This is a genomic window from Nocardia sp. NPDC020380, assembly GCF_044386975.1.
Classification (GTDB): domain Bacteria; phylum Actinomycetota; class Actinomycetes; order Mycobacteriales; family Mycobacteriaceae; genus Nocardia.
Genome location: NZ_JBIRVQ010000001.1, coordinates 394,826 through 420,232, shown reverse-complemented (window position 1 = coordinate 420,232; position 25,407 = coordinate 394,826). Strand labels below are relative to the sequence as shown.

Sequence of the window (25,407 nt, the reverse complement as noted above, 5' to 3'; positions counted from 1 at the left end):
TCCTGATTCGCGTCGGTCATGCCGGATCGGCCTGCACCAGGCCGCATATGACATGAGCTATCTCATTCAGCGGAAGAATGAAATCCACCGCGCCGGTATGCACTGCCGTATCCGGCATGCTCCGGAACTCCGCGGTCTGCGGATCCTGGGCGATGACGGTACCGCCCCGCGCCTTCACCGCACTCACGCCCATCCCGCCGTCGCTGCCCGAACCGGTCAGCACACAGGCGATGGCCTGCGGACCGTAGGCGCCCGCGACCGACTCGAACAGCAGATCCGCGGAGGGGCGGACGAAATGCACCAGCTCGCTGCTGGACAGCGAGAGCACGTGATCGGGTCCGATGAGCAGGTGGAAGTTCGGCGGCGCGATATAGACGCGGCCCGGTTCGGCCCGGTCGCCCTCGTGGGCCAGCTGCACCGGCAGTTTCGTGCGGCGGGCCATGATCTCGGCGATGACAGTTTTGTGCCGGGGATCCAGGTGCTGGACGACCAGCACCGGCACCGGGAGCTCGGCGGGCAGACCGCCGAGCACCTCACTCAGCGCGGTGATCCCGCCGGCGGACGAGGCGATGGCCACGACGGCGAAGGCGTCCTGAGCGGGCGAGCCGGCCTCGGTCACGAGGGCGGCGGGACTCGGTGGCGTCGGTGTGTGACGCGCGGGTCGAGGGAGGGACATCCGGGCACCTACTCAGCCTATCGTGGTGGCACCCGTCCGCGAAGCGCACGCGCGTGCCGGCGGCCTCGAATGAGTCCGCGACCGGGCCGAATTCGGTTCCGGCGCCGCGATTCACGACCCCAGTCGATACGCGCCCCGGCGCTTTCGCACCAGCTCTTCGACGGGGGCGGTGGAGGTGATCGCCAGCATGGACACACCGGTCTCCCGGATGGCGTCATCGAGGTCGCCGAGCATTCTACCTGCGGCGATCCCGGCCGCGCGGAGTTCCTCGGGCGTCGCCGAGGCACGTTCGAAAACCGCGCGCAGGGTATCCAGCCGCGGTCCGGTGTCGAACATCAGGCGCACCAGCCGATCGCCGAGATCGGCGAAAGACAGTGTCCGGCAGAGAAGTTCATAGTCCTGGATGGCGGCGTCATCGCTGTCGTCGTAATCCTGTCGAGTCATATGCTTCGGCTACTCCGAGGTAGGTGGAGGGGACCGAGCCGCGCTTCGGGACTCCCTGAGGATTCTACGCTTGAACAGGTTGACCGTGTCGAACCGCCCGATTCGATTGCGACCGTGTGGCTTCCGAAGGCGTCCGGAACCGGGCGTTCGGCGGTTAGACTGGTTCCACCGATTCCGCAGAGTCCCGTAGCGTGGCTCGCCCCTGAAGTCCGCTATCGCGGAGGCCGATATGGCGCTGCTGCCACGAGTATCTCTGTCCGCTATTCACGTGTGGTGGTCGGATTCGGAAGCCGCCTACGTGGCGTGGTCGGAACAGTTTCCCACGGTAACCTGTTCCGATCGATGGTCGTCACTGGCGGCGGTCGACCGACTGATCGAACAATTCACGCCGAATTCATTGCCGATTCAACCACTTTGACGCCATCCGGTGACTGCCGCGGGCTGAGGGTGAGCGTGGCGGCGGCTCCGGCGATTCCGGCGGCGGCCGCGACCCAGAAGGTGATCGGCAAACCGGTGGTGATCGAGCCGAGGGTCAGGGCGGCGCCGAACTGGCTGCCGACCGCGCCGCCCACCGTGCGTGACACGGTGTTGATTCCATTGGCCGTCGCGGCGCGGGCCGGATCGACGACGCGATGCAATTCCGCTGGAAGAGCGGCCATTACGAGGCCGGTGCCGATACCGATCGGCAGTGCGCACACGGCCAGCTGCCACAAGGTCGAATGTGCCGTGGCCAGCAATCCGGCGCCCGCGGCTGTCGCCAGCAGCCCGGCCAAGAGCGGGAGCCGTGCGCCATGGCGTCTCGCGAGGCGGCCGGTGGCGGCGCTCGCCGGCAGTATCACCAGGGTGGACGGGAGCATCACCAATCCCGCCATGGTCACCGAGCGGCCGAAACCGCCTGCGGTGACGGGCAGTTCGACCAGCTTCGGGATCAATACGTAGTAGGCGAACTGGATCGCGCCCAAGGTGAATGCGGTCAGGTGGACGATGCCGGCGCGGCGGTCCAGCACCAGATCCATATCGATGAGCGGGAACCGCAAACGCCGCTCCACACAGGCGAATCCGATCAACAGCGCCACGCCGCCGGCGGCCAGCGCCACCACGGGCAGGGAAAGCCAGCCCGCGGTCGGGGCGACCGTGAGCGCCAGCAGGATTCCGCACAAGCCGCCGGTGAGCAGTGCGATGCCCGCCGGATCGAGCCGTCCCGGTGCGCGGGTCGCGCTCTCGGGCACGAACAGGTAGGTGAAAACCAGTGCGGCCGTGATCAATACGGCGCCGACCACGAACAGCCATCGCCACGACGTGTGATCCACCAGCAGGCCACCGCACACCAGCGCGATCCCGGCCGCGCCGCCGATCAGCCCGGACAGCATGCCCAGGCCGGCGTGCACCCGTTCCGGCGCAAGGACATCCGGCACCGAACCGAAGGCCAGCGGCAGGATCGCCATGCTGATCCCTTGCGCCGCACGGGCCGCGATCAGCACGCCGATGCCCGGTGCGGCGGCCGCCGCGAGAGTGGCGATCAGATAGATGACCAGCACCGGCAGCAGCACCCGGCGGCGGCCGAACCGGTCGCCCAGCCGCCCCACCAGCGGCGTAAGAATCGCGCTGGCCAGCAGTGGCGCGCTCATGACCGCCCAGGTGGCGCCGCTCGCGCCGGTGTGCAGTGCGTGCTGCAGCGCGCCGATGGCAGGCACCAGCATGGTCTGCATCAGCCCGTAGGACAGCACGCCGAGGGCGAGTGCGGTCATGGCGCCGACGCGGTTGATGGATGACGTTCGAGCCGTCACGGGGACCTCCTTGGATGCGAACAACGTTCGCGTTAGGTCACCCTAACTTCATGCGAACGCCGTTCGCAAGAGCTCCCGGACCGATTGGCTAGGCTCTTGGCGACAGAAAGGACGTCAGGTGCGCGATCAACCGCTGAGCCGCGCGGCGATAGTCACCGCCGCCCGCCGCATCGCGGACGCCGACGGCCTCGGCGCGATCACCCTGCGCCGAGTGGCGCAGGAACTGAACACCGGCCAAGCCTCGCTCTACCGGCACATCACCGACCGGCGCGAACTGCTCACCCTGCTGAACGACGATCTGGCCCAGGCCTTCCCGGTGCCGACCGGCGGCACGCCCCGCGAACGATTGCTCGCCCAATGGCTCGGCGCCCATCGGCTACTGCTCGAACACCCCTGGGCCGCAAAGGTGATCGTGGACGCGTCCTCGGCGACCGAGAGCGCCATACCCTTCGCGGAGGCGGCGATGGCCACTCTCGCCGAGGCTGGCCTGGCCCCCGAAACCGCCGCCCACGCCTACCGGGCCACCTGGCACCTGCTGATCGGCCACGTGGTCAACGACCACCCGCTCGGACATCCGGGCTTCGATCTCGATCCCGCCGAGCATCCGGCCCTCACCGCGGTCCGCCCCTACCTGATCTCGGCCGATCCGGCGACGGAGTTCGAATGGGCGCTACGCCGATTGCTCGACGGTCTGTTCGCCGACCACTCTTGAATCGGAGTCATGCCTCGATGTGCTGCGTGAGGAAGAGTGCCGCGCGGTCCAGGGCCTGATCGGCTTCGTCGAGAATGCCTGCGAAGGCCTGGAATACGTGCGGTACATCGGCGGTGACATCGAGAATCACGTCCACGCCGGCGTCCCTGGCGCGGGTGGCCATGCGGGTCGAGTCATCCAGGAGGATCTCGTTCGTGCCGACCTGGATCAGCATCGGCGGGAGTCCGGTCGGATCCGCGAATATCGCGGGGCTGAGCAGCTCCTGGTGTGGGTCCTGACCCGCCATGTACATCTCGCCGGTGCCCTGCACGGCGGTACGGGTGAAGAACGGGTCGATACCGTCCTTGGTCTCCATGCTCTCGCCCGACCGGGTGTGGTCGAGGCCGGGGGAGAAGGCCACGATCCCCGCGGGGAGCGGCAGGCCCGCGGCCCGTGCCGCCAGGCAGGTCGTGACGGTGAGCCCGCCGCCGGCGGAATCGCCCGCGAACGCAATGGATTCGGGGTTCTCGCCACTGTCCAGCAAGGCGCGGTAGGCGGCCACGGTGTCCTCGATCGCGGCCGGGAACGGGTGCTCGGGGGCGAGCCGGTAGTCGACCGAGAGGGCCCGGAATCCGGTCCTGGCCACCAGATTTCCCGTCAGCGACAAGGCGGTCTCGGGCGAGCCGAAGACGAAGCTGCCGCCGTGGAAGTAGAGGATGGTCCCGGGTCGTCGCGGGCCGACCGGCTCGACCAGCAGGGTCCGGCGCGTTCCGAGTGTCGTCTCCGTGGTCCGGATGTCCTCCGGGACGATCATGGTGGCCATCATGTCCGCGAATCCCGATCGGATGGATTCCACCGAGCGCGGCCCGTCGGCCGGCGTGCGCTGCAGCATCCCATTGATCTTCGCGCGCTGTTCTTTGCTCATAGCCGCTCCCTCCACAAGTAGATGCCGCTACAGTATATGCCGTGGCATCTAAGTCAAGCGTCCCCGACCCCGTGACCCTCTTCGCCGACCTCGTCCGCTGCGAAACCCGGCTCTACAACGCCCTCAACGACCGCCTCCGCGAACGCCACGGCATCGTCACCTCGCAATACGAGTTCCTGCACTACCTCCGCGAACACCCCGGCTCCCGGGTGGCCGACCTCGCCACCGAATTCGCCATCGGCATCGGCGCCACCAGCAAAGGCATGGACCGCCTCGAACGCCAGGGCTGGGTGGCCCGCCAGCCGAACCCCGCCGACCGCCGCTCCTCACTCCTGATCCTCACCGACGAGGGCCGCCGCCTCACCGACGCCGCCGAGCAGACCTTCACCGAACGCGTCACCGAACTGATCGAACCCACCCTCGACGCCACCCGGATATCCACCACCATGCAAACCTTCGCACTCCTGCGCGGCGCCCTCGAACGTGATCAGATCGGCATGCCCACCGGCTGACTCACCTTGTGGGAGAGCCGGACTCGCCGGCAACCATCACCACCGCACTCGACCAGGAGATTCCCGCATGACCGGCACCCCGATCGCAACCGTCTTGACCGACCGCGACACCGACCACCTGCACACCGCCATCGCCATCGCCGCCCGCTCGCGCCGGCACGGCAACCACCCCTTCGGCGCTCTCCTCGCCGGCCCCTCGGGTGAAGTCCTCCTCGAAGCCGAGAACACCGTCACCACCGCCCGCGACGCCACCGGCCACGCCGAGACCAACCTCGTCCGCCTCGCCACCGCCGCCCACGACGCCGGCTTCCTCCGCGACTGCACCCTCTACACCAGCACCGAACCCTGCGCGATGTGTGCCGGCGCCATCTACTGGAGCAATATCGGCCGAGTCGTCTACGCCCTCGGCGAAGACGAACTCCTCGCCCTCACCGGCGCCGACCCCGAAAACCCCACCATGTCTCTCCCGTGCCGCCGAGTCTTCGCCGCCGGACAGCGCCCCCTCCCCGTCCTGGGCCCGGTCGACCTGCCCGAAGCACGGACCGTCCACGATGGCTTCTGGAACTGAACGGGCTGCGGCAGAACGGCATTATCGAACGGCGTTCAACCAGGTTGCGAAGGCGTCGAAGGTGAAGGGGCGGCCGAGGAAATCGGTCACCGAATCGGCGGCATCGCGAGAGCCGCCCGGAACCAGGATGCGATCTCGATAGCGGTGCGCCACAGCGGAATCGAAGAGATCTTCGGGATCGAAGGCCGAGAAGAGATCCTTCGCGATGACGAGACTCCACATGTACGTGTAGTACGCGGAGGTGTAGCCCGCCAGATGGCCGAACGAGGACTGGAAATGGGTCTCCGGCAGATCGGCGATCAGGCCGTAGCGGGACATGGCGTCGGAAACCGCGGCGGTGTGGTCCGCTGGCCGATCGCGGTGCAGTAGATACGACACCGCGGTGTAAGCGATCTGGGTGAGGACGTTGATGCCCTTGCCGAAATCCTTCGCGGCCCGCATTCGCGCCACCAAATCGGCCGGAATCGGCGTCCCGGTCTCATCGACGGCGAACGTGCCCAGAATCTTTGCGTCCCAAGCCCATTCCTCGAGCAATTGGGAAGGGGCCTCGACGAAATCCCATTCGGTGGCCACACCCGAGAACCGCGCCCAATCCTGACGGCCGCCGAGCACGTGATGGATCAGATGGCCGAACTCGTGGAACAACGTGACCACGTGCTGATGCTCCATCAACCCGCGCGAGAAGTTGCACACCAGCACGCCCTCGGGCAGTAATCGGCCGGTGATGCCGCCGACCAGATCGAACTGCGCGGCATGCTTGTACTTGCCCTCGCGCGGATGCAGATCGAGGTAGATCCGGCCCCGGCGCTCACCCTCGGCGAAGACGTCGTACGCCGTGACGTCCGCATGCCAGCTCGGCACATCGACCTGCCGGTATTCGAGACCGAACAGCCGGCCCGTCACCTCGAGCAGGCCCGCTCGCACTCGGGGAAAGTCGAAGTAGCGACGCACTTCCCGCGCATCGACGTCGTACTGTTCGCGCCGGATCAGCTCGGTGTAGTAGCCGATCTCGGAGCGATCGACCGTGGTCGCGGCGGGCTCGTCCGTGCGGCGACGCTCGAGCAGCACGTCCAGATCCCGTCGGCCCGCGGTATCGGCGGCGGCCGAGATCCGGTCGATGAACTCGGCGATGGCCGGGCCCGAGCCGATCATCTTCACGGCCGCGTCGTAATCCGGCCAGCTGTCGAAGCCGAGCAGTCGGGCCTTCTCGTCCCGGAGGTCCAGCATCTCGTGCAGCACACCATCATTGGCGGGCCAGCCCCGGCTGTCGAACTCGACCGTGAGCCGCCGCCGGGCGTCCGCGTCCCGGGCAAAGGTGCGGAACGGCAGGTAATCCGGGTAATCGGTGGTGACGGTGACCAGTCCGTCCGCGGCGGGCGGATGGGCCGCGACGAAGTCGTCCGGCAGCCCGCCGAGCTCCGCGGGCATCAGCCGCACCGTGCGCACGTCGTCCCGAATGGTTCGCCCGAATTCCTGTTCCAGCACGGTGAGCCGTTCGGAGATCTCCCGCAGCCGGTCCCGGACGCGATCGTCGCGATCCACCCCGCTGCGCCGGAAATCGCGCAGTACCTGCTCGCGCATGCGCAGCGTAATCGCGTCCAGCCCAGCCGGATCGGTGGCCGCGACGATATCGAAGAGCGCGCGGTCGAGATTGCGATCGGTCCGGACCCGATCGATGTCCTGCAGCAGCTTCTCCGCCAGTTCGCGCACCTCCGGATCCGGGTGCACCTCGGCGAACAAGCCAGCGGCCGAATCCGCGCCGCGCAGCGCGATATCGGCGTCGTTCCACACGCTCAGCACCTCGAGGGTGTCGCGGGTCGCACCGTCCCGGAGTCGCCGCAGCGTCTCTCCCACGGTCTGCAACCTGCCGAGTACGTGAGCGGTAAGCCAATCCGGCCAAGCATCCGACGGCAGCACAAGCGGTTCAGGGCTCATGCCCCGACCCTAAACGCATCAGGCGGTCGGGCGGGATGCGCGCAGTTCATAGGCGCGCATCGCGCGCTGTGCGGCGAATACGCGGCCCGGGCCCGCCACCGATTGATCGCCCGCCACGATTGCGGCTGCTTCCATATCTTCGGCCATTTCCGACATGGTGCGGCTCTCGAATTTCCGATTCGGTTGGGTTGCCGGCATCGGCATACTCCTCAAATCAAGGGTGAGACACTATTCAGTCCGTGTCTCCCACACGGTGAGACACTAGCCCCACTGTGTCCTGGACGCAATAGCTCTCACCCCACCTGGCCTGCGATTTCATGAAACACTGTGGCCGTGATGTCTCATGTCCTCGACCCGACGATTCCCTTCGCATCGGACGATCCGGTGCTGCAGGTCGCGATCGCCATGTTCGAGCGAGACGGGTGGATCGACGTGCGCTCACTGGCCAAGGAAGCCGGAATCGGCCGCGCCACGCTGTATCGGCGATACGGCGATCGAGATCGAATTCTCGGCGAAGTCGTCTGGGCCCTGTTTCTGGCGGCAGCCGCGCGGCAACGGTCGGACTATCACGGCCGGGGCGCCGAAGGCATCGCGGAGGCGATCGGCAAGTCACAGCGTGCGGGCGCCGAAATGCCCGCGATGCGCAAGTTCGTCACCGAGCACACCGACGTCGCCCTGCGTGTCATGACCTCCAGCCACGGCGTCCTGCAACGCCGCGTGATCGCCTCGATCGTCAGGCTCATGCTCCTCGAAATCGGGGAACCGCCCGATATCGACGCCGCCACCCTCGCGTACGCGGTCGCGCGGGTCGGCGAATCGTTCTATCACCGTGAACTCATCACCGGCGAACCCCCGGATTACGATGCCGCGGCGGTCATCATCCGCCGGCTGCTCAACTATCAGCCGGTGCGGCCGCCGAATCGCGCGGACTGAACTACGGATTGTCGAGGAGTCGCCGAATGATGGTGACGGCCGCATCCAGATCCGGCGGGTCGCCGGTGATCAGCTCGCGATAGTAGAAGGATTCCGCCACCCTGGTCGCGGCGTATGCGAGCGTGCGAGCGTCGATATCGGGCGGTTCCCCGATCTCGAGCGTTATCAGTTCGGCGATCTTCGCGATATAGCGCTGCTGCACGACACCGTGGCGAGAAGTCATGACGCGCATGGCCGTATCGGTGTGCTCGGTAATGAAGGCGCGCATCCCGGAATGGGCGGCACTGATACGCATGAATGCCCCGATCGCCTCCGCGACGCCGTCGGCGCCCCGGCCGCGGAACTCCGACCGAACGGCTGCCAGGGTGCCGGCGGACAGGGTCCACAGGACCTCACCGAGAATCCGGTCGCGATCGCCGTATCGGCGGTACAGGGTGGCCCGCCCCAGCCCGGCCTCCCTGGCCAGCGACCGCACGTCGATCCAGCCGTCACGCTCGAACATCGCGATCGCGACCCGCAACACCGGATCGTCCGGAGACAGCGCTGCCGATGCCGGTGAGGTCACCGGCCAAGTGTCACACAGTGCCGGAGTAGTCCGGCGCATACGCTGTTCCAGACCGAGTGGTATCCGCGTTTGCAACGGACACACACACCGAGGAGTCGATATGACTTATGCCGTGGACTTCAAGACCGTTTCGACCGTGGGACTGGAATCGTCACCGGTCGCCGATGCGCTCGCCGGATTGCGGGCGAACGAGGCGCGGTATTTCAAGAACAAATACGACCATGTGTTCACGGTGGAGCCGGCGAGCAAAGAGAAGTCGACCATCGAGTGGGTGAATCGGATTCTCGCGGAACGGGATATCGTCATCGCGTCGAAGCCGCTGGAGGCCACGGCCTTTCAGGTCGAGAACATCCGGATGGCATATGTGTTCTACGAGAACGGGTTGTCGATCAATGTGATGTACACGATCGACGGCGACATGAAGCGCGCGGTGGGCTTCAAACTCTCCGACGGGATGGAAGTGCCGTCGGAACTCGCCTCGAAGTTCAAGTTCGCGCGGCAGAAATCGAAACTGGCCGGAACCATCCGCGGCTCCTACTTCGTCATCAAGGGCGAGTACTGATCCGGTCGTCTCGGGCCGGACCGTGATCACGACCTCGCCGCGGCCACGCCGCCCGGGGCCGGATGCCGGACCCCGGGCCGCCGCGACCGGACCGCCGTCCACGGCTCCACGGACGGCTCCCGGACGGCTCTCGGACCACCCGGGTTTGTCGGTGGGTCACCGTAGGGTTTCGTATATGAGCATTTCGATGCACCGGCGAGCAGGACCGGATGAATTCAGTTGCGCAGCTGGTGGTTCGGATAGCACTGTGTTGGTCGTAAGCGATACACATGAAGGGTCATGGGGAGTGACCCTCGGGGGGAAGGAATGAATGTCATGAGCTGCAATATGATTCGCGGGGAGCGGCGCGGCCCGAGGTTCGCCAAGAGCACTTTCAGCTACGGCGGCGGCGATTGTGTCGAGGTCGCGTACTACGAAGGCCGGATCGCGGTCCGTGATTCCAAGGACCGGAACAGCCCGGAACTGTGGTTCACCAAATCCGAGTGGCGAGCGTTCACCTCGGGCGTGCGGGCCGGCGAATTCGATTTCGGCGAGTAATGTGCTGGTGGTGTCGCAGCGGCTTCGCTGCGACACCACCACCCCCACATGCGGCCGACCCCTCGTGCGGCCGCTGGAATCAAGTCAATCGGTTGTGATGCCGTGTATTTCGTCCCGGAGATCGGCGAGAAATGCGCGAGCATCGGTGTCGAACACGGCCATTCGCGTCAGCGCCGCCCAGCGGCGGCGATGAGCATCGACGAGTTCGGGGCCGCGCGTGACCATGTTTCCCGGAATCGGTTCCGCGGAGGCGATCGCGTGGTCCTCGTTCTCGTAGATGACGAAACCGTGCGGAATCGTGGTGCTCGCCTCGATATCCTGCGGAATCACTCCGATACCGACCGAATCGAGGGTCTCGATCGAAATGATCCGGTCCAGCTGGGCGAGCAGCACGCGATGCGGTCCGGGCCGAAATCGCAGGGCCGCTTCGGTAATCAGGAACTCGAAACGCTTGGCGGGGTCGTACAGCACCCGCTGGCGATCCAGCCGCGCGGCGAGCGCGGCGGCCAGCGCATCGGGCGCGTACGGCGGATCGAAGGTGGCGAACACCCGGCGCGCGTAGTCGGCGGTCTGCAGTAAACCCGGTACCAGCGAGGGCTGGAAGTTCCGCACCACTTGCGCGTCTTCCTCGAAAGCTCTTACGTCGTCCTGCAAATGCGGGCGATCCGCCAGCGAAGCCGCCCAGTCCTGCACCTCGGGGGAGTGTGCCGCCTCGGTGAGCGCGCGCAGCGATTGCCGGCAATCTTGTTCCGCCCCAACCGCTTCGGCCCAGTCGAGCACCTGCGGCAGCGGCGGCACCACATGGCCGGCCTCGATCCGCGACAACGTCGACTGACTGATCCCGACCCGCTTGGCCAGCTCCCGCCCGGAGATTCCCGCCAGGTCCCGCAACCGGCGCAGCTCCGCACCCAACTGCTGGCGCGGGCGCGACTGTTGCGCAACCGAATTCGCGGCGCTCATCGCCGCGCCGGTCGCGCCCTCAGCCGGTTGATTCACTGGAAACATGATGATTCAGATCGAATCATCTTGATTCAGCGGAGTCAAGATGCGCCCGGTCACACCGTGAATCAAGCCTGAATCAAACGCGGATCACAGCACCCACCGCCACCGCCCCGGCGACCCTGCGCTGGCCCGCGCAGCAAACCGGGATCAGCCCGGGATGGCAGGGTGATTCGGTGACGACAGCGTCGGCGCTCAGTGCCTTCTCCAGCGAACTACGCCGCTGGCGCGCCCTGCGGCGAGTGAGTCAGCTGGAACTCGCGATTCGCGCCAACACCACCCAGCGTTATCTGAGCTACCTGGAACAGGGCCGCTCCCGGCCCGGTCGAGAGCTGGTGGTGCGGCTCGCGGAATCACTCGATTTGTCGCTCCGCGAACGCAACGCACTGCTCCTGGCGGCCGGATACACTCCGGCCTTCACCGAATTGGCTCTGGACGCACCGGAATTGGCCCCATTGCGCGAGGCCCTGCGCCTCGTGCTGGACGGCCACCTGCCCTATCCGGCGCTGATAGTGGACGGCTACGGCACCCTGATCGAGCACAATGCCGCGTTCGACATCATCCTCGAGGGCTGCGCACCCGAACTCCTGATCCCGCCGGTGAACGTGCACCGCCTCGCCCTGCACCCCGACGGCGCCGCACAACGCGTCATGAACCTGCCCGAATGGGGCGGCCACATGATCAAGGCCATCCGTTCCCGCGCCCGCATCAGCCCCGACCCGGGCCTCGATGCCCTCATCGCGGAGCTCGAGACCTACCTCCCGCCCACCGAATTGGCCTCGGACCTGCACGACTTCGCGATCCCGCTCCGCCTGCGCACCGACGACGGCGAGCTGTGCCTCCTGACCACCCTCACCGCCTTCGCGTCGTCCACCGATGTCTCGCTCTCCGAACTGCGCTTGAAGGCCTTGCTCCCCGCCGACACGGCCACCGCCGACATCCTCCGCCGCCGGGACGAACGATCGCGCCGCTGATCCGGTCGGCCATTACTTTCAGGGGCAGGGGCGGTGTTAACACTTTGCTCGAAGGTGCCGCGAACTGGGCATTTCAGGCAGAGCTGTGCTGAATTGCCGTGGAATGCAGGCGATTACGTGGTTCTCGGCCGATGCTGACACGTAACGGGAGGTCGGAGGGGTCGATGTGCTGCTTGCATACGAAACGGTCGGCAGTACCGAACCCGAGGGGAATCTCATGCGCGTCAAGACAATGGTGGTCGCCGCATTCGCGGCCGGCGTGGCCATCACAGTTCCCGTGACCACCACGCCTGCCGTCGCCGATCCGGTGACTCCCGTCGATTCCACCCTGCCGGAATGTGTGAGCGCCCAGCTCATTCTGGACAAGGGGCACGGCGGATCGGTGGGTGGTGACTGGTTCCTGAAGTTCATCAACAACAGTTCCCGGGCCTGCGTCATGCAGGGCTTCCCGGGTGTCTCGCAGACCAATGATCCGATCGGCGACCCGGTCGGCGAGCCCGCCGATCGGGACCGGGGCCCCGGAGCTCCCGAACCGGCCCCCGTCACGCTCGCTCCGGGCGGGGCCGCGCAGTTCGAATTCATCACCTATCCCAAGCAGGTCAACGACTGCGCCGCGCTGCGTACCAGCACCCTCCGCGTCTACCCGCCCGACAACACCCAATCGTTCTGGCTGCCCTGGGACAGCCTGATCTGCCCGAGCCCTCAGCACATGCTTCTGGTCCGCGCGGTCACCCCGGCGTAGCCCCCGCGCCGGATTCCGTGGCGGCTGCGTCATGTCGAGGCGGTACGGTGCTGGACTGGGCTGACGGCTGTGCGACGTAGAGGAGAGATTGTGGAACGGATCGGCGTAATCGGTGGCGGCACGATGGGTGCGGGTATCGCGGAGGTCGCGGCCCGGGCCGGGGGTTCGGTGCTGGTGCTCGAGCGGGATCAGGGGGCTGCCGACGCCGCGACGCTGCGGATCGAGAAGTCGCTCGCCCGGGCCGTGAAGTCCGGGCGGCTGGAACAGGCGGCGGCCGATGCGGCGCGGGCGCGGGTCACGCTCACCACGTCCATCGACGACTTCGCCGATCGCGAGCTGGTGATCGAGGCGGCGCCGGAGATCGAGTCGCTCAAGACCGATTTCTTCACCAAGCTGGACGGTATCGTCGCGGCGGACGCCATCCTGGCCACGAACACCTCGTCGATCCCGGTCATTCGCCTGGCCAATGCCACCGCGAACCCGGGCCGGGTGGTCGGCGTGCACTTCTTCAACCCGGTGCCGGTGTTGCCCCTGGTCGAGGTCGTGGTGACCCTCAAGACCGACCGCGAGGTCGTCGACAAGGTCACCGCCTATGCCCGCGACGTGCTGGGCAAGCGCACGATCGAGTCCAAGGATCAGGCCGGGTTCATCGTCAACGCCCTGCTGATCCCCTACCTGTGCAGCGCGATCCGCATGTTCGAGACCGGTTTCGCGAGCGCCGAGGACATCGACGAGGGCATGGTCAGCGGCTGCGCCCACCCGATGGGCCCGCTGCGCCTGACCGACACCGTCGGCCTCGACGTCACCCTCGCCGTCGCCGAATCCCTCCACGCCGAATTCGGCGAACCCCAGTACGCGCCGCCGGTCCTGTTGCGCCGCATGGTCGATGCCGGCTACTTGGGCCGCAAGACCGGCCGCGGTTTCTACACCTATCAATAACGCCGGAGAAGTTCGGTGGAGCTGCGTGACATCGAGATCTTTCTGACCCTGGCCGAGGAACTGCATTTCGGCCGCACGGCCGAGCGGCTGCATGTGTCCCAGGCCAGGGTCAGTCAGGCTGTCGCCAAGCAGGAACGGCGAATCGGCACGGCCCTGTTCGAGCGCACCAGTCGCCGGGTGCGGCTGACCCCGGTGGGCCGCCGGCTCTGCGAGGACCTGAAGCAGGTCCGCGATCTGCTCGAGCAGGCCCTCGCGCGGGCGGAAGGGGCCGGGCTCGGGTCGGGAAAAACGTTGAAGGTGGGCGCTTTCGGCCACGCGGGCCACGAGTTACGGCCCCTGGTCGAAGCTTTCCGCACCCGATATCCGGGCAATGACGTCCGGTTCGGCGAGATCACGGGTGACGCCTTCACATCGCTGCGCTCGGGTGACTTCGATGTCAACGTGCTCTGGCTACCGGTCAACGAACCCGACTTCATCGTCGGTCCCACGGTGCTGACCGGGCGCCGGGTGCTGGCCGTGTCCGCGGAACATCCCTTGGTGGAGAAGGGATTCGCCGGCCTGGAGGATCTCGCCGACAACCAGGTGGTCGATCCCGGCCTGGACGCACCCGAATACTGGTTCTCCGCCATGATCCCGACCCGGACCCCGCTCGGGCGGCGGGTCCCGCGCGGACCGGCCGCGCGTACCTTCCATGAGCTGTTGGCTCTGGTGGCGTCCGGGCAGTGTGTCCATCCGCTCGGTGAGATCGCCGCCCGCTATCACAATCCGCCCGGCATCGTCTTCCTGCCCATGCCCGATGCGCCGGTGATGCATTGGGCCCTGGTGTGGCGCAGCACCGCGGACAGTCCGGCAATCCGGGCGCTGGCCCGCACGGCCGCCGACCTGGGCGCTATCCAGCTGTAGCGCCGGCCGGCGGTCCGCGGCGCCTAGATTTTCGCGGCGGGCTCGAGGTCGACCACTCCGGTGCCGGTGCGGATGTCGAGCGGCACCGATACCTGATCATGCGTGATCAGCCACGCGCCGTTGATCTTTCGCAGGCCGTAGGTGACCCGCACCCACATGCCGCCTGTCTCCGTTCCGTTCTTCTGCGTGCCACGCAACCGGCCGAAGCCGTACCCGAATGCCACGTCGGCACCGACGGTGAGCGTCAGGTCTCGAACCTCGTAGCTGACGGTCTCGAAGAACAGGAACACTCTGGCCCAGTTCTCGAGTTTCGCCGCGATTCCGATGTGCTGCAGCGGCGGATCGATATCGAAGGACACGACATCGCTCGCATACACCTGTCGCAGCGCCTCGAGGTCCTTGGCCCGCAATCCTTCGATGATCTTGTCGATCTGGCGGCGAATCTCGGCCTCGTCGGCGTCGATGCGGTCGGTGGGTGAGTGGAAATCGCTGGGTGTGAACATGATCGGCTCCTCGGGGATCGACGCGTCGACAGTGCCGCTACCGCGATGCACTGAGGGCCGGGGCCGCTTCGGGCTGCTGCCCGCGCTTCCAGCTGAACGATCCGGGTTTCGCTGCCTCACTGACGAGTTGGCCGATGGTGTGCACGCAGACGAATTCCTTGACCTTCGCGCCGATTCCACCGCGCAGGTGCAGCCGCTTGGCATCGTCGCCGGCACTTGCGAACTGGAACACTCCCGCGCGTCGTCCCAGGCTGAGGCACAGCCCGTTGAAGCCCAGGCTCATCTGCTCGGCCGGGCTCCCCGCGATCCGGTGCAGGACGGTATCGGCGGCGTGCGCACCGAGCGGACCGGCGGCCTGGCAACTCATGCGCAGCTCCAGGCCCATCGGCGCCGCCGCGTCACCGGCGGCGAGGATGCGGTCGTCGTCGAGGCTGGTCAACGTGGCATCGGTGATCAACCGGCCCGCGGCATCGGTGCGCAGCCCGCTGCGCGCGGCCAGCCCCGCGGCCTCGAAGCCCGCCGTCCACACGGTGACCGCACCGGCCAGGACACGACCGTCGCGCAGCCGCACGGCATCTCGCGTCACCTCGGTGACGGCGGCATCCGGCCCGGTGAGCATCGTGACACCCAGGCGGGCCAGCCGCCGTGCGACCGTGCGACGGCCACTCGGGTGCAGGTACGGCCCGAGAGTTCGCCCGCACACCAGCGTCACGCTATGGCCGACCTCCGCCAGTTCGGCGGCAGTCTCGATTCCGGTAGCGCCCCCGCCCACCACGGTCACCTCGGCCGCCGGTGTTGCGGCGAGCACGTCGTGCAGCCGCTGCGCCTCGGCCAAACTGGCCAGGGGATAAGCGAATTCGTCCGCGCCGGGCACATCCGGCGTACCGCTGACGCTGCCCACCGCGTAGATCAGATAGTCGTACTCGAGCCCACCACCACGCGCGGTCACCACCTTCCGGTCGCTCGCGTCTATCCGTACAACGTCATCGGTCACCAGCCGAACCCGCTCATTGAGCACTTCCCGATAGTCGCGCACCGCGTCGTGAGTGCCCGCGGCCCGCTGATGCAGCCGGATCCGCTCCACGAACTCGCCCTGGGAGTTCACGAGAGTGACCACCACATCGTCACTCCGGGTAAGCCGATTGGCCGCCATAACCCCCGCATAACCCCCACCGACAACAACAACCCGCGTGCGCTTATCCATGATGCTTTTTCCTTCGCTATCGCCTTGCATCCTGCTGACGAATTCAGCATCGCCGCAGCTCAACGCCCGAACAACGCGAAGTTCATGCAGTAATCGATAACTCAGGTGTTATCACTGGAGGTCCGCGGCGTCGCGGAGCGAAAAGTGTTGTCGCGCAGGGAGAATTGTTGCTAGGAGTGTGCCGTTGGATTCGGGGTGCGCTGACGTGGGTGGTGCCCCCGGTCGGGTTCGAACCGACACTTGGTGGATTTTAAGTCCACTGCCTCTGCCAGTTGGGCTACGGGGGCGTCTGGGTCAGCGTACCGATGGGTACGGTCCCTGCGGAATTCGGTTTTGGGGAGAGGCTATTTGGTGGGGGCGATCATGATGGGGGTGGAGACGGAGAGCAGTAAGGATTGGCTGGTGGAGCCGAAGACCTTGCCGGCGAAGCCGCCTCGGCCCCGGGTGCCGACCACCAGGAGCTGGGTGCCGGTGGACCAGTCGAGGAGGGAGCGCTCGGGGCGGTCGTGGACCACCTCGCGGTCGATGCGGACGTTGGGGTAGCGCTCCTGCCAGCCGGCGAGGCTCTCGGCCAGGACGTAGTCGTCGAGGGCGTCCATTTCGGGGTCCTGGTGATCGTCGGGGTCGGTCCAGGCGTGCAGGGCGATCAGGCTGACGCCGCGGGCGGATGCCTCGTCGAGGGCCGCGGCGATGGCGGGTTCGCTGACCTTGGTGCCGTCCACGCCTACCAGGATGGGCCGCGTGTGCATGTCGGGTGGCAGATCCACGCCGTCCCGCGCGATGACGAGCGGGCAGTGCGAGCGGCGGGCCAGCAGGGAACTGACCGACCCGAGGAGGGCTCGGCGCAGGCTGCCGCCGCCGCGGGAACCGGCCACCAGCATGCGGGCGCTGCGAGTGCGTTCGAGGAGGGTGGGTGCCACCGCGCCGTGGGCGAGTTCGGTGGTGATCTCTATGCCGGGGGCGGCCTTCGCGGCCTGCCGCTCGGCGTCGTCGAGGAGCCAGCCGCCGTGTTGTTCGAGGCGGGTGTAGTCGTCGGTGGTGAGGACGGTGCCGAGGCCGAGGCCGTCGTCGGGGGTGAGTTCCAGCACGCGCAGCAGATGCAGCGGCGCGTGGTGCAGGGCCGCGGCCTGCGCGGCCCAGTCGACCGCCGAACCGGCGGATTCATCGATGGCGGCGACAATGGGCGCACCGTTCGACATGCTTGTGTCCTCTCCTGCTTTCGACTCCGGAACCATCGGTCGCGCAGGGCGGTATTGCACGCCCGGATCGATAGCCAAGCGGTCGCTATCGACCTTACGTGGCGCCGGACCGGCTGCGACAGACCGGCGCCCGGACCCGCCGCGCTGTACTGGTCAAAGGCCTGAATGCGCCACATTCGGGATCATTGCGCCAGCAGCCCTTTCAGCAGCAGGTCGACGAGCCGTTCCAGATAGTCCTCGTCGATCGCCTGCCAGGTGAACAGGGTGCGGAAATGCACCGGCGCCGTGACGGTTTCGAGGATCAGCTGATGGTCGGCGGCCGCGGTCAACTCGCCGCGGGCGATGGCGCGGTCGATCATGACGGAGGCGGTCTGTAACCGGTCGCGCCAGAACCGATCGCGGGATTCGTCGAGTGCGGGGGCGTCGGGGCTGGCGGTCCAGGCCCGCGAGAGCGCCGCGCCGAGCGGGGTTTTCACCATTTCCATCATCGACCGGGCGAACGCGATGAGATCCGAGCGCAGCGCGCCGGTGTCGGGGACGGGTAACCGCTGCCAGCTGTGTTCCAGCAGCGCGTCGAACATGAGTTGCTCGCGGGTCTTCCAGCGGCGGTAGATGGTGGATCCGTGCACACCCGAGCGGGCGGCGACCTCGGCGATGTTCAGCCGGTCGAAACCGTTGTCGGCCAGGGCAGTCAGGGTCGCGTCGAGTACTGCCGCGCGGACGCGGGCGGAGCGGCCGCCGGTGCGTCGGCGGATCTCGGGCTCGGTCACGCCCACCATATTAACGCAAGTATCTTGCGTTAGCCGTTGCCGATGGCATTCGAATGGCCCGTCGACCCGCAAGACCTGTTCCTCGAGCGGTACCCGCAGATGGTGAACACCGGCCTGGCCTTCGACCTGCCGGGCACCGGGGAGACCGCCGCGCCGATGTCCCCCGACCGGGGTTACGACGTGTGCACGCCCTGATCGGCACGAGCGGGCCACAGTACCGACCCTGCTCGGCCTGGCCGGCCGTGCCGCCGTGGCGGTGGCGAGACGTCCGCCGGAAGGCATTTCGCGCTGCGGCCTGCGATTCAAGAACGCTCGGCGCCGGCGGGCCAGAGGACGGTGATCGGGAGCCGGCGCTCGCGGGCTGCGGCCACCACGTCGGCGGTGCCGCCGAAACCGCGCGCGGGCTGCCCGTCCCATACGGCGAGCAGCTCGTCCGCGTCGTCGAGCATGCGCAGGCTTCCCGCCTGGTGCGCTGCTGAATTCGATTCCTCGCGGTCGAGTTCGATGACGCGCGCGGCGGCGGCGAGGAGCCGGTCGTAGGTCGAATGATGGTCGGCGGGGAGGCTTTCGCGGTATCGGCGGGCGGGCACGACGGCGATCAGTTGCCCGCCGGCATCGAGGATGGCGCGGGCGAAGAGCGAATCCGGTCCGTCCGCAAGGCAGCTCACGCCGATCAGCGGGACGCCGGAGCCGTCGGGCAGCAGGCGCAGGGCGACCTCGATGCGGAGCGCGTGCTCCACCAGCGTGAGCGTCGGTGATGGCAGTCCCCGATGCCCGGTGATGGCGACACGAGTCATTGATCGTCTCGTCCGTAGAGGGTCGCGAGGGCGTCGTCCAGTGCCCTCGCCTCGACGGTACGCGCGGGCAGCCCGGCCCGGAAAGTCCTGGCCAGGCGGGTGATTCGCTCACTGCGATAGGTGAGTCCGACGGTCAGCGCCTCGGCGGCGAGCGCGCAGCCGCCCTCGATGTCGCCGCTGCGCGCCAGCACCTGCGCGTGCTCCACCTTGGCCAGTGCCCGCGGTTTCTCGGCGGTCAGCGCGGAGTCGGCGGCCGCGAAGGCCAAGGCCGCGGCGCGATGGTCGCCGAGCCGGGTGAGCGCGCTGGCCTGATAGCGCGCGGCCTTGGGCCCGTCGAAGGCGAAGACCCACGGCCACTGCGGTTCTCCGCGCTGCCGTGCCACCAGTCGTTCGGCCTTGCGCAGTGCGGCGAGCGCGTTCCCGCGGTCACCGGTGGCGGCATAAGCGACCGCCAGCAGCGAGGACAGCCAGGCCCCCGCACTGTCGGGTGTGCCGGGCCCGAGTTGCGCCGCGGCGGTGCGCAGCAATGTCAATCCGGCTCGCCCGTCACCCATTTCGACCGCGTAATGCCCGAGACTGGCCGTCATATAGGACACGAGCAGCGGGTGATGCGTGCGCTCCGCATGCCGGATGGCCTCGACATACCGTCGCCGGGCCGCCGCGTCGTCGCCGCGGTCGGCGGCCAGCCACGCGGCGAGCCCGGCGATTTCGGAGAGCGCGCGGAAGCCGCTGGAGGTGCGCAGCCGATCCCGGACTACTCCGGCGACCAGGTTCAGATGCGCATCCACCACCGGCGCCAGCCGATCCGAGGGCACCGAGGATTCCATGCGCCGATAGTTTGCGGTGGGCCCGGCCATGGTGTCGACGAGTTCGCCCTCGGTGGGCGCGCTGTTCGCCAGCACCGCGCCCGCGGTCAGGGCGAGTGCGCTGGTGAGAAACTGCTTGCGGTTCACGCTCTCGTCATCCGCTGCCCGGCGCGGCGTGCTGAAGCCGAGTTCGGCGTCCGTGGCAACATTCAGCACCGCCCGCAGTGCCGCTCGATAATGCTTTCTCGGCCATGTAGTTTCGCCTCGCTCCCACTTGCCGACGTGCCGTTCGTCGACGGCCCCGCGCTTGCCGGTGACCCGGAAGACCTGGTCGTTGACGGCGTCGGCCAACTCCCGGCGAGTCATCGATTGTCCGGGCGCTCCTGGCGATTCCATGCGCAGGCGAGCCTCGACGAGCAGCTCGTTGCGTCCGGTCACGGCGTGCGGCCTCTCTGCTGGACCCACAGTCGAGAATAGGTCTTCCACGGATTTGCCGTGCCGTCATGACCCTGGTTTGCCCAGCACTTTCCCCATTGCCCGGCCTCGATCGATCCGGTACGGCGGACGAACCTTGAAGTCGTCACGGACAGTGGCAGTGGATGGCCCCAAGGGATAGCCATGACAACCGAACCCAATGCGATCGGATGGTTGCGGAGCGATGTATCGGGTGAACGGCAGCAATGGGACGAGGCCCGGATCCGGGGGCTGGCGCTGCGGCTCGGTTACGACCTGCGCAAGACGGTCGTGTTCGGCCCGCGGACGGATCGTCCGATGCATCGGTTGCGCATGCTGGTGTCGAGGCTCGCGCTGGAGGCCGTGATCGTGCCCAGCATCGAGCATTTCGACGGTGGTGAGGTGCCGGCCGAGCTGGTCGCGGTGGCCGACATCATCACGGTGTCGCCGGAGAACACGTACGCCCGCTACGCCACCGGGCAGGTGCCCGAATGGCTCGAGGGGTAGCGGGCGTTCAGTCCAGGCGCACTGCCAGCGTCGCCACCACGGCGTCGGTGCGGGACCGCAGCGCGGAGGTGAGCACGGGGCCACGGGGATTGTGCAGCAACCGATGCCACCATCGCCGGGTCTCGATCTGGGTGAGCAGCACGGTCACCTGATGACCCTTGTCCGTTTGTTTGCGGACATAACCAACGAGGGTCGCAACCAGGCTCCGATTCGGACTGGGCAGCACCACCAGCGGTACTCCCGGATCCCACTTCTTCCACAGCGTGCCAAGGCGTTTCGAGGAGGAGGGTTCGATGGCCACGGCGACCGCGACCACCTCGCCGCCCAGCCGCAGCGCCGCGCTGATGGCCTGTTCGGTGAGCAGGTTGACCGTCACCACCGGCACCACGATGAGGCTGGTCCGGGTGCCCGGTTCCGGGCTGGGCGGAATCCGGCCCTGTTTCAGCAGTTTCGCGACGCTCGCGTAGTAGTTCTCGGTGCGCCCGAACAGGATCACCAGTCCGGGCACGATGATCAGCAGCAGCCACGCGCCCTCCGTGAACTTCTCGACCAGCAGCACCACGCCCGCGATGGCGGTCAATATCGCGCCGAACCCATTGAGCAGCGACCGCCACACCCAGCCCGGACTGCGTTCCCGCCGCCAATGCAGCACCAGGCCGATCTGACTGATGGTGAAGCCGATGAACACGCCGATGGCGAAGACCGGCAGCAGCCGATGCGTATCCGCGTTCACGATGAGCAGCACGATCAGCGACAGGATCGCCAAAGCGCCCACGCCGTACCGGAATACCGGCCGCTCCGACCGCATGGCGAACGCGTGCGCCACCCGATGATCCTTCGCCAGCAGCGACAACAGCACGGGCAGGCCGCCGAAACTGGTATTGGCGGCCAGCACCAGAACCAGCGTGACCGCGATATTGGTGACATAGAACATCCAGCCCTTGCCGAAGGCCGCGGCCGTCAGCTGCGCCAGGATGGTGACATCCCCGCGCGGCACCATGTCGTACTGGCGGATCAGCAGCGCGAGCCCGACCAGCATCACCCCGAGCAGCAGGCCGAGCGCGATCTCGGTGTGCTGGGCGCGTTTCACCGCGGGCGTGCGGAAGGCCGGCACCGCGTTGGCGATGGCCTCGACACCGGTCAGCGAGGAGCAACCGGCCGAGAAGGCCTTGAGGATCAGCACGATTCCGACCGCCTCGGTCGGTTCCACCGGACCCAGGTCGGTGCCCACGGTGGCGAGCGGGTCGTGATGCAGGAAGCCGCCCACGATGACCGCGAAGATGGCGAGCACGAACACGATGGTCGGGCCCATCAGCACCTTGGCCGATTCCGCGATACCGACCAGGTTGATGGCGGTCAGTGCCACCAGCCCGATCAGCGTGACCAGCAGCAGATGATCCGCGAGCACCGGGAACGCGCTGGCCAGGCTGGCCGCACCCGCCGCCAGGCTGACGGCCACGGTGAGGGTGTAGTCCACCACCAGGCTCGCGGCGGCCAGCAGGCTCGGCCAGCGCCCGAGATCCTTCTTGGCCACCGCGTAGGCGCCGCCGCCGTCCGGGTGCACGGCGATGACCTGCCGGTAGGACAGCACTAGCACCAGCAGCAGCGCCGTGATGGCCAGCGAGATCGGCAGCGTCCAGGAGACCGCGGCGATGCCGGCCGGAATGAGCGCCAGCACAATCGATTCGGGGCCGTAGGCGACGCTGGACAGGGCGTCCAGGGACAGGGCCGCGAGTCCGCCGAGGGCGGTCAGCCGGAAGGCGTCGCCGCGCAGGGCTCTCCGCACTCGGCGGTCGGCTACGGGGGGTTGCGGATTCGGGGTCTCCAGCGTCTCCACCACAGGGTTATTGAACGCGGTGGTGATACAAACCGCGCGGTATGACACCGGATAGGCGGCAGTTTTTCACCAGCGGCGGACGCGCGGTCCGGCTCAGCGCCGGGTGAGCGGCGGGCGCAGGCCCAGATGTTCGCGCAGTGTTCTCCCCGCGTATTCGGTGCGATACGAGCCGCGGTCCTGGAGTTCGGGGACGAGCCACTGCACGATCTCGTCGAGACCGGTCGGCACCAGGTACGGCGTGATATTGAAACCGTCGCTGGCCCCGTGCCGCACCCACCGCGTCAGCTCATCGGCCACCTGACCCGGTGTGCCCGCGAAACCGAAACGGGCCGTGGTCTCGATGGCCACCTGCCGCAGCGTCAGCTGCTTGGACTCGGCCAGCGCCCGCCACTGCCGCGCCACCTCGGACCGATCGTGACCGTCCCGCTGCGCACCGCGCGTCCCCGAAATCACCGAGGACTCCGGATCTTCCGCCGGCAACGGCCCGTCCGGATCCAGATGCGACAGATCCTTGCCCCACACCTGTCCGGCCAGCGACAAGGCCGTCGCGCCGGTGATCTGCTGCTCCAGCACCCAGCGCTTCTTCTCCTCGACCTCGGACTCCTGCTCCGCGAGCACGATCTGCGTGCCCGGCAGGATGCGGATGTCGTCCGCCGGACGCCCGGCGGTGACCAGACGTGCGCGAATATCGTTCGCGAAATCCAGCGCCGGATCGAAGTGAGTTCCGAAGGGGGAGAAGATGACCTCGGCATGCGCCGCGGCGAAATCCCGCCCGGTCGGCGACACACCGGCCTGGAAGATCACCGGACGCCCCTGCGGACTGCGCGGCACGGTCGGCGTGATGGTGACCCGGAGATGCTCGGTGTCCCGCTCGACGGTACGGACCGCGCCCGGTTCGACCCAGGACCCGCTCTGCCGCGAAGGGGCAATGGCATTGTCCGACCACGAATCCCAGATTTCCTTTGCCGCGCGCAGGAATTCGGCGGCCCGCTCGTAGCGCAACGCGTGATCCAGGAACCCGCCGCGCCGGAAATTCTCACCCGTCCAGGCATTGTCGGTGGTGACCGCGTTCCAGCCCGCGCGCCCGCCGGACAGTACATCCAGCGAGGCGAGCCGCCGCGCCAGATCCGCGGGCTCGTTGTAGGTGGTGTTCTGCGTGGCCACCAGCCCGATCCGATCGGTAACCCCGCCCAATGCCGCCAGCTGCGTGATGGCGTCCGGCCGGCCCGCGATATCGGTGTCCAGCAACTGCCCGTCCTGCTCCCGCAGGCGCAGGCCCTCGCCGAGGAAGAAGGCGTCGAACAGTCCGCGTTCGGCCGTGGTGGCGACGCGGCGGAAGGTCTCGAAGTCGATCTGCGAGCCGCTGCTCGGATCGGACCAGATGGTGGAGTGATTGACGCCCTGCAGGAAGACCCCGAAATGCACGGTGGCGTCGGGGAAGGGGACCTCGGTCATCGGGTGGCTTCCTTCACGTAGCGGTTGGCGGGCCGGGACAGGCCGAGATTCGCGCGCAGGGTCGAACCCGGCACGGGACGATGCGCGAGACCCGAACGCAGCAGCGCGGGCAGCACGAAACGCGCCAGCACGGGCAGGTCCTCGTCCAGGACGGCAGGATGCAGGCGCACACCGTCGGCCTCGGTGGCCAGCTCCGTGAGGACGGCGACGAGTTCCGCTGCCGAACCCGAAAAACTCAGGCGCACTTCCGATTCGGACTCTCCGGATGCATCGGTGCTCACACCGTTCGTCACGCTGCCGGATGTGGGGACAGCAGCCCCGGCGAGGCGCTCGGCCGCGGTCGCGGCGGGAGTATCCAGCGTGACGCGGAGGTCGATCACCACGCGTGGCACGCCGGTCGCGCGGGCGCGGCGTGCCGCGTCCAGGGCGGCGGGCACGGTCGGCGCGGTCACCACGGCGACATCGAGCCGGTCGGAACCGGTTGTGACATCACCGAATACGACCACCTGCCCCTGCGGCGGCCGCGGCACGATGGCAGGCCCCTTGACCGAGAAGGTCTCACCGATGAAGTCCGCGTAGTGCAGCTTGTCGCGGTTCAGGAATCGACCCGTGGCGTAATCACGGACGACCGCGTCGTCCTCCCACGAATCCCACAGCCGCCGTGCGACTTCCACCGAATCGGTCCGCTCGCGCCGGATCTCGGGCTCCAGCACCCGCGGCTCCCGCCCCCACGCCCGCGCCGCCCGCGGTTCGTCGGTGACCAGCCAGCCCGCGCGCCCGCGCGAGGCGTAGTCGAGGGTGGCCAGTTGCGAGGAAATGTGGAACGGCTCGGCATAGGTCGCCGCGACCACCGGCACCAGGCCGAGCGTGCTCGTGGTCGCCGCAACGAAGGCCGCACGGGTAGTGGCGTCGAGCCTGCCCCCGGGTCCCTGCGCGGGCGGTGCCAGCGAATCGTCGAAGGTCGCGAACGTGAATCCCGCATTCTCGGCGGCGGCCACCCGCTCCTTCAGCGTGCGGGATTCGAGCAGTCGCGCGGGTTCATGCCCGGCGCGCCGCCATGCGGCAGGATGCCAGCCCTCCCCGTCGAGTTCGATGCCCACCGCGAACAGCCCAGTCCGATACTCGTGCTCGATCGCCATACGTTCGACGATCGTCGAACACGCTCCCCGCCACCACGATTGCCG

Annotated in this window: 29 protein-coding genes and 1 tRNA gene; 12 read left to right on the top strand and 18 right to left on the bottom strand. The window is 67.7% G+C overall.

Going from position 1 to position 25,407, the window contains the following annotated elements; all coding sequences use genetic code 11:
- Window positions 1-16 precede the first annotated feature (16 nt).
- The 3 genes from ACH438_RS01965 to ACH438_RS01955 all read right to left on the bottom strand — a co-directional run bounded on the left by ACH438_RS01965 (window position 17) and on the right by ACH438_RS01955 (window position 2,907).
- Entirely contained in the window at window positions 17-676 is a 660-nt protein-coding gene (locus ACH438_RS01965) for a chemotaxis protein CheB (RefSeq protein WP_397000112.1), read from the bottom strand.
- Window positions 677-787: 111 nt separating this feature from the next.
- Window positions 788-1,120, bottom strand: a complete 333-nt coding sequence (locus ACH438_RS01960) for a hypothetical protein (RefSeq protein WP_397000110.1) — start codon at window positions 1,118-1,120, stop codon at window positions 788-790.
- Window positions 1,121-1,503: 383 nt separating this feature from the next.
- The gene (locus ACH438_RS01955; protein ID WP_397000108.1) at window positions 1,504-2,907 is read right to left on the bottom strand and encodes an MFS transporter; all 1,404 of its coding nucleotides are present in this window, start codon (window positions 2,905-2,907) and stop codon (window positions 1,504-1,506) included.
- Window positions 2,908-3,025: 118 nt separating this feature from the next.
- Between ACH438_RS01955 and ACH438_RS01950 the strand changes: the two genes are divergently transcribed.
- Window positions 3,026-3,619 carry a TetR/AcrR family transcriptional regulator gene (locus tag ACH438_RS01950; RefSeq protein WP_397000105.1) on the top strand — a complete coding sequence of 198 codons (594 nt, stop codon included), beginning with the start codon at window positions 3,026-3,028 and terminating at the stop codon, window positions 3,617-3,619.
- Window positions 3,620-3,626: 7 nt separating this feature from the next.
- On the opposite strand, the gene ACH438_RS01945 is transcribed toward ACH438_RS01950, so the two are convergent.
- Window positions 3,627-4,523, bottom strand: a complete 897-nt coding sequence (locus ACH438_RS01945) for an alpha/beta hydrolase (RefSeq protein ID WP_397000103.1) — start codon at window positions 4,521-4,523, stop codon at window positions 3,627-3,629.
- Window positions 4,524-4,564: 41 nt separating this feature from the next.
- On the opposite strand from ACH438_RS01945, the gene ACH438_RS01940 reads away from it, so the two are divergent.
- Window positions 4,565-5,035 (top strand): MarR family winged helix-turn-helix transcriptional regulator, encoded by a 471-nt coding sequence (locus ACH438_RS01940; protein WP_397000101.1) that lies wholly within the window; start codon window positions 4,565-4,567, stop codon window positions 5,033-5,035.
- Window positions 5,036-5,102: 67 nt separating this feature from the next.
- Complete coding sequence (locus ACH438_RS01935) at window positions 5,103-5,603, top strand: nucleoside deaminase (protein ID WP_397000099.1); 501 nt, start codon at window positions 5,103-5,105, stop codon at window positions 5,601-5,603.
- A 21-nt stretch (window positions 5,604-5,624) separates the two neighbouring features.
- Here the strand turns inward: ACH438_RS01935 and ACH438_RS01930 are convergent, their stop codons facing one another.
- Entirely contained in the window at window positions 5,625-7,538 is a 1,914-nt protein-coding gene (locus ACH438_RS01930; protein WP_397000097.1) for a M3 family metallopeptidase, read from the bottom strand.
- 18 nt (window positions 7,539-7,556) lie between these two features.
- Complete coding sequence (locus ACH438_RS01925) at window positions 7,557-7,736, bottom strand: hypothetical protein (RefSeq protein ID WP_397000095.1); 180 nt, start codon at window positions 7,734-7,736, stop codon at window positions 7,557-7,559.
- Window positions 7,737-7,874: 138 nt separating this feature from the next.
- Here ACH438_RS01925 and ACH438_RS01920 point away from each other — a divergent pair, with 138 nt between their 5' ends.
- Window positions 7,875-8,471, top strand: a complete 597-nt coding sequence (locus ACH438_RS01920) for a QsdR family transcriptional regulator (protein ID WP_397000093.1) — start codon at window positions 7,875-7,877, stop codon at window positions 8,469-8,471.
- A gap of 1 nt (window position 8,472) precedes the next feature.
- Here the strand turns inward: ACH438_RS01920 and ACH438_RS01915 are convergent, their stop codons facing one another.
- Window positions 8,473-9,036 carry a QsdR family transcriptional regulator gene (locus ACH438_RS01915; RefSeq protein WP_397000091.1) on the bottom strand — a complete coding sequence of 188 codons (564 nt, stop codon included), beginning with the start codon at window positions 9,034-9,036 and terminating at the stop codon, window positions 8,473-8,475.
- Between the two features lie 100 nt (window positions 9,037-9,136).
- Between ACH438_RS01915 and ACH438_RS01910 the strand changes: the two genes are divergently transcribed.
- Entirely contained in the window at window positions 9,137-9,598 is a 462-nt protein-coding gene (locus ACH438_RS01910; protein ID WP_397000089.1) for a phage tail protein, read from the top strand.
- A gap of 315 nt (window positions 9,599-9,913) precedes the next feature.
- Window positions 9,914-10,135, top strand: coding sequence for a DUF397 domain-containing protein (locus ACH438_RS01905; RefSeq protein ID WP_397000087.1), 222 nt, complete (start codon window positions 9,914-9,916; stop codon window positions 10,133-10,135).
- Window positions 10,136-10,219: 84 nt separating this feature from the next.
- On the opposite strand, the gene ACH438_RS01900 is transcribed toward ACH438_RS01905, so the two are convergent.
- Entirely contained in the window at window positions 10,220-11,131 is a 912-nt protein-coding gene (locus ACH438_RS01900; RefSeq protein WP_397000085.1) for a helix-turn-helix domain-containing protein, read from the bottom strand.
- 179 nt (window positions 11,132-11,310) lie between these two features.
- Between ACH438_RS01900 and ACH438_RS01895 the strand changes: the two genes are divergently transcribed.
- The 4 genes from ACH438_RS01895 (at window position 11,311) to ACH438_RS01880 (ending at window position 14,692) form a co-directional block, all read left to right on the top strand.
- A complete protein-coding gene (locus ACH438_RS01895; RefSeq protein WP_397000083.1) occupies window positions 11,311-12,108 on the top strand; it encodes a helix-turn-helix domain-containing protein in 798 nt (265 codons plus the stop codon).
- Window positions 12,109-12,325: 217 nt separating this feature from the next.
- On the top strand, window positions 12,326-12,850 hold the full coding sequence (locus ACH438_RS01890) for a DUF4232 domain-containing protein (RefSeq protein WP_397000081.1): 525 nt from the start codon (window positions 12,326-12,328) through the stop codon (window positions 12,848-12,850).
- A gap of 90 nt (window positions 12,851-12,940) precedes the next feature.
- Window positions 12,941-13,789: a 3-hydroxybutyryl-CoA dehydrogenase gene (locus tag ACH438_RS01885; protein WP_397000079.1), complete on the top strand. Its 849-nt coding sequence runs from the start codon at window positions 12,941-12,943 to the stop codon at window positions 13,787-13,789.
- A gap of 15 nt (window positions 13,790-13,804) precedes the next feature.
- Window positions 13,805-14,692, top strand: a complete 888-nt coding sequence (locus ACH438_RS01880) for a LysR family transcriptional regulator (protein WP_397000077.1) — start codon at window positions 13,805-13,807, stop codon at window positions 14,690-14,692.
- 23 nt (window positions 14,693-14,715) lie between these two features.
- Here the strand turns inward: ACH438_RS01880 and ACH438_RS01875 are convergent, their stop codons facing one another.
- From ACH438_RS01875 to ACH438_RS01855, 5 genes are all read right to left on the bottom strand, one after another.
- Window positions 14,716-15,195 (bottom strand): YybH family protein, encoded by a 480-nt coding sequence (locus ACH438_RS01875; RefSeq protein WP_397000075.1) that lies wholly within the window; start codon window positions 15,193-15,195, stop codon window positions 14,716-14,718.
- 37 nt (window positions 15,196-15,232) lie between these two features.
- Window positions 15,233-16,399: an NAD(P)/FAD-dependent oxidoreductase gene (locus ACH438_RS01870; RefSeq protein WP_397000073.1), complete on the bottom strand. Its 1,167-nt coding sequence runs from the start codon at window positions 16,397-16,399 to the stop codon at window positions 15,233-15,235.
- Between the two features lie 210 nt (window positions 16,400-16,609).
- Window positions 16,610-16,686 (bottom strand) — tRNA-Leu (locus tag ACH438_RS01865).
- Between the two features lie 57 nt (window positions 16,687-16,743).
- Window positions 16,744-17,598 (bottom strand): universal stress protein, encoded by an 855-nt coding sequence (locus ACH438_RS01860; protein WP_397000071.1) that lies wholly within the window; start codon window positions 17,596-17,598, stop codon window positions 16,744-16,746.
- 182 nt (window positions 17,599-17,780) lie between these two features.
- Complete coding sequence (locus ACH438_RS01855; protein WP_397000069.1) at window positions 17,781-18,368, bottom strand: TetR/AcrR family transcriptional regulator; 588 nt, start codon at window positions 18,366-18,368, stop codon at window positions 17,781-17,783.
- Window positions 18,369-18,410: 42 nt separating this feature from the next.
- Here ACH438_RS01855 and ACH438_RS01850 point away from each other — a divergent pair, with 42 nt between their 5' ends.
- The gene (locus ACH438_RS01850) at window positions 18,411-18,563 is read left to right on the top strand and encodes a hypothetical protein (protein ID WP_397000067.1); all 153 of its coding nucleotides are present in this window, start codon (window positions 18,411-18,413) and stop codon (window positions 18,561-18,563) included.
- 107 nt (window positions 18,564-18,670) lie between these two features.
- On the opposite strand, the gene ACH438_RS01845 is transcribed toward ACH438_RS01850, so the two are convergent.
- Both ACH438_RS01845 and ACH438_RS01840 read right to left on the bottom strand, forming a co-directional pair.
- Complete coding sequence (locus tag ACH438_RS01845) at window positions 18,671-19,165, bottom strand: hypothetical protein (protein WP_397000065.1); 495 nt, start codon at window positions 19,163-19,165, stop codon at window positions 18,671-18,673.
- Entirely contained in the window at window positions 19,162-20,409 is a 1,248-nt protein-coding gene (locus tag ACH438_RS01840) for a hypothetical protein (RefSeq protein WP_397000063.1), read from the bottom strand. The genes ACH438_RS01845 and ACH438_RS01840 overlap by 4 nt, the downstream gene beginning before the upstream one ends.
- 180 nt (window positions 20,410-20,589) lie before the next feature.
- Here ACH438_RS01840 and ACH438_RS01835 point away from each other — a divergent pair, with 180 nt between their 5' ends.
- The gene (locus ACH438_RS01835) at window positions 20,590-20,931 is read left to right on the top strand and encodes a hypothetical protein (protein WP_397000061.1); all 342 of its coding nucleotides are present in this window, start codon (window positions 20,590-20,592) and stop codon (window positions 20,929-20,931) included.
- A 7-nt stretch (window positions 20,932-20,938) separates the two neighbouring features.
- Here the strand turns inward: ACH438_RS01835 and ACH438_RS01830 are convergent, their stop codons facing one another.
- The 3 genes from ACH438_RS01830 to ACH438_RS01820 form a co-directional block, all read right to left on the bottom strand.
- Complete coding sequence (locus ACH438_RS01830) at window positions 20,939-22,771, bottom strand: APC family permease (protein ID WP_397000059.1); 1,833 nt, start codon at window positions 22,769-22,771, stop codon at window positions 20,939-20,941.
- A gap of 90 nt (window positions 22,772-22,861) precedes the next feature.
- Window positions 22,862-24,223 (bottom strand): NtaA/DmoA family FMN-dependent monooxygenase, encoded by a 1,362-nt coding sequence (locus ACH438_RS01825; protein WP_397000057.1) that lies wholly within the window; start codon window positions 24,221-24,223, stop codon window positions 22,862-22,864.
- Entirely contained in the window at window positions 24,220-25,362 is a 1,143-nt protein-coding gene (locus tag ACH438_RS01820; protein WP_397000055.1) for an LLM class flavin-dependent oxidoreductase, read from the bottom strand. The genes ACH438_RS01825 and ACH438_RS01820 overlap by 4 nt, the downstream gene beginning before the upstream one ends.
- Between the last annotated feature and the right edge of the window lie 45 nt (window positions 25,363-25,407).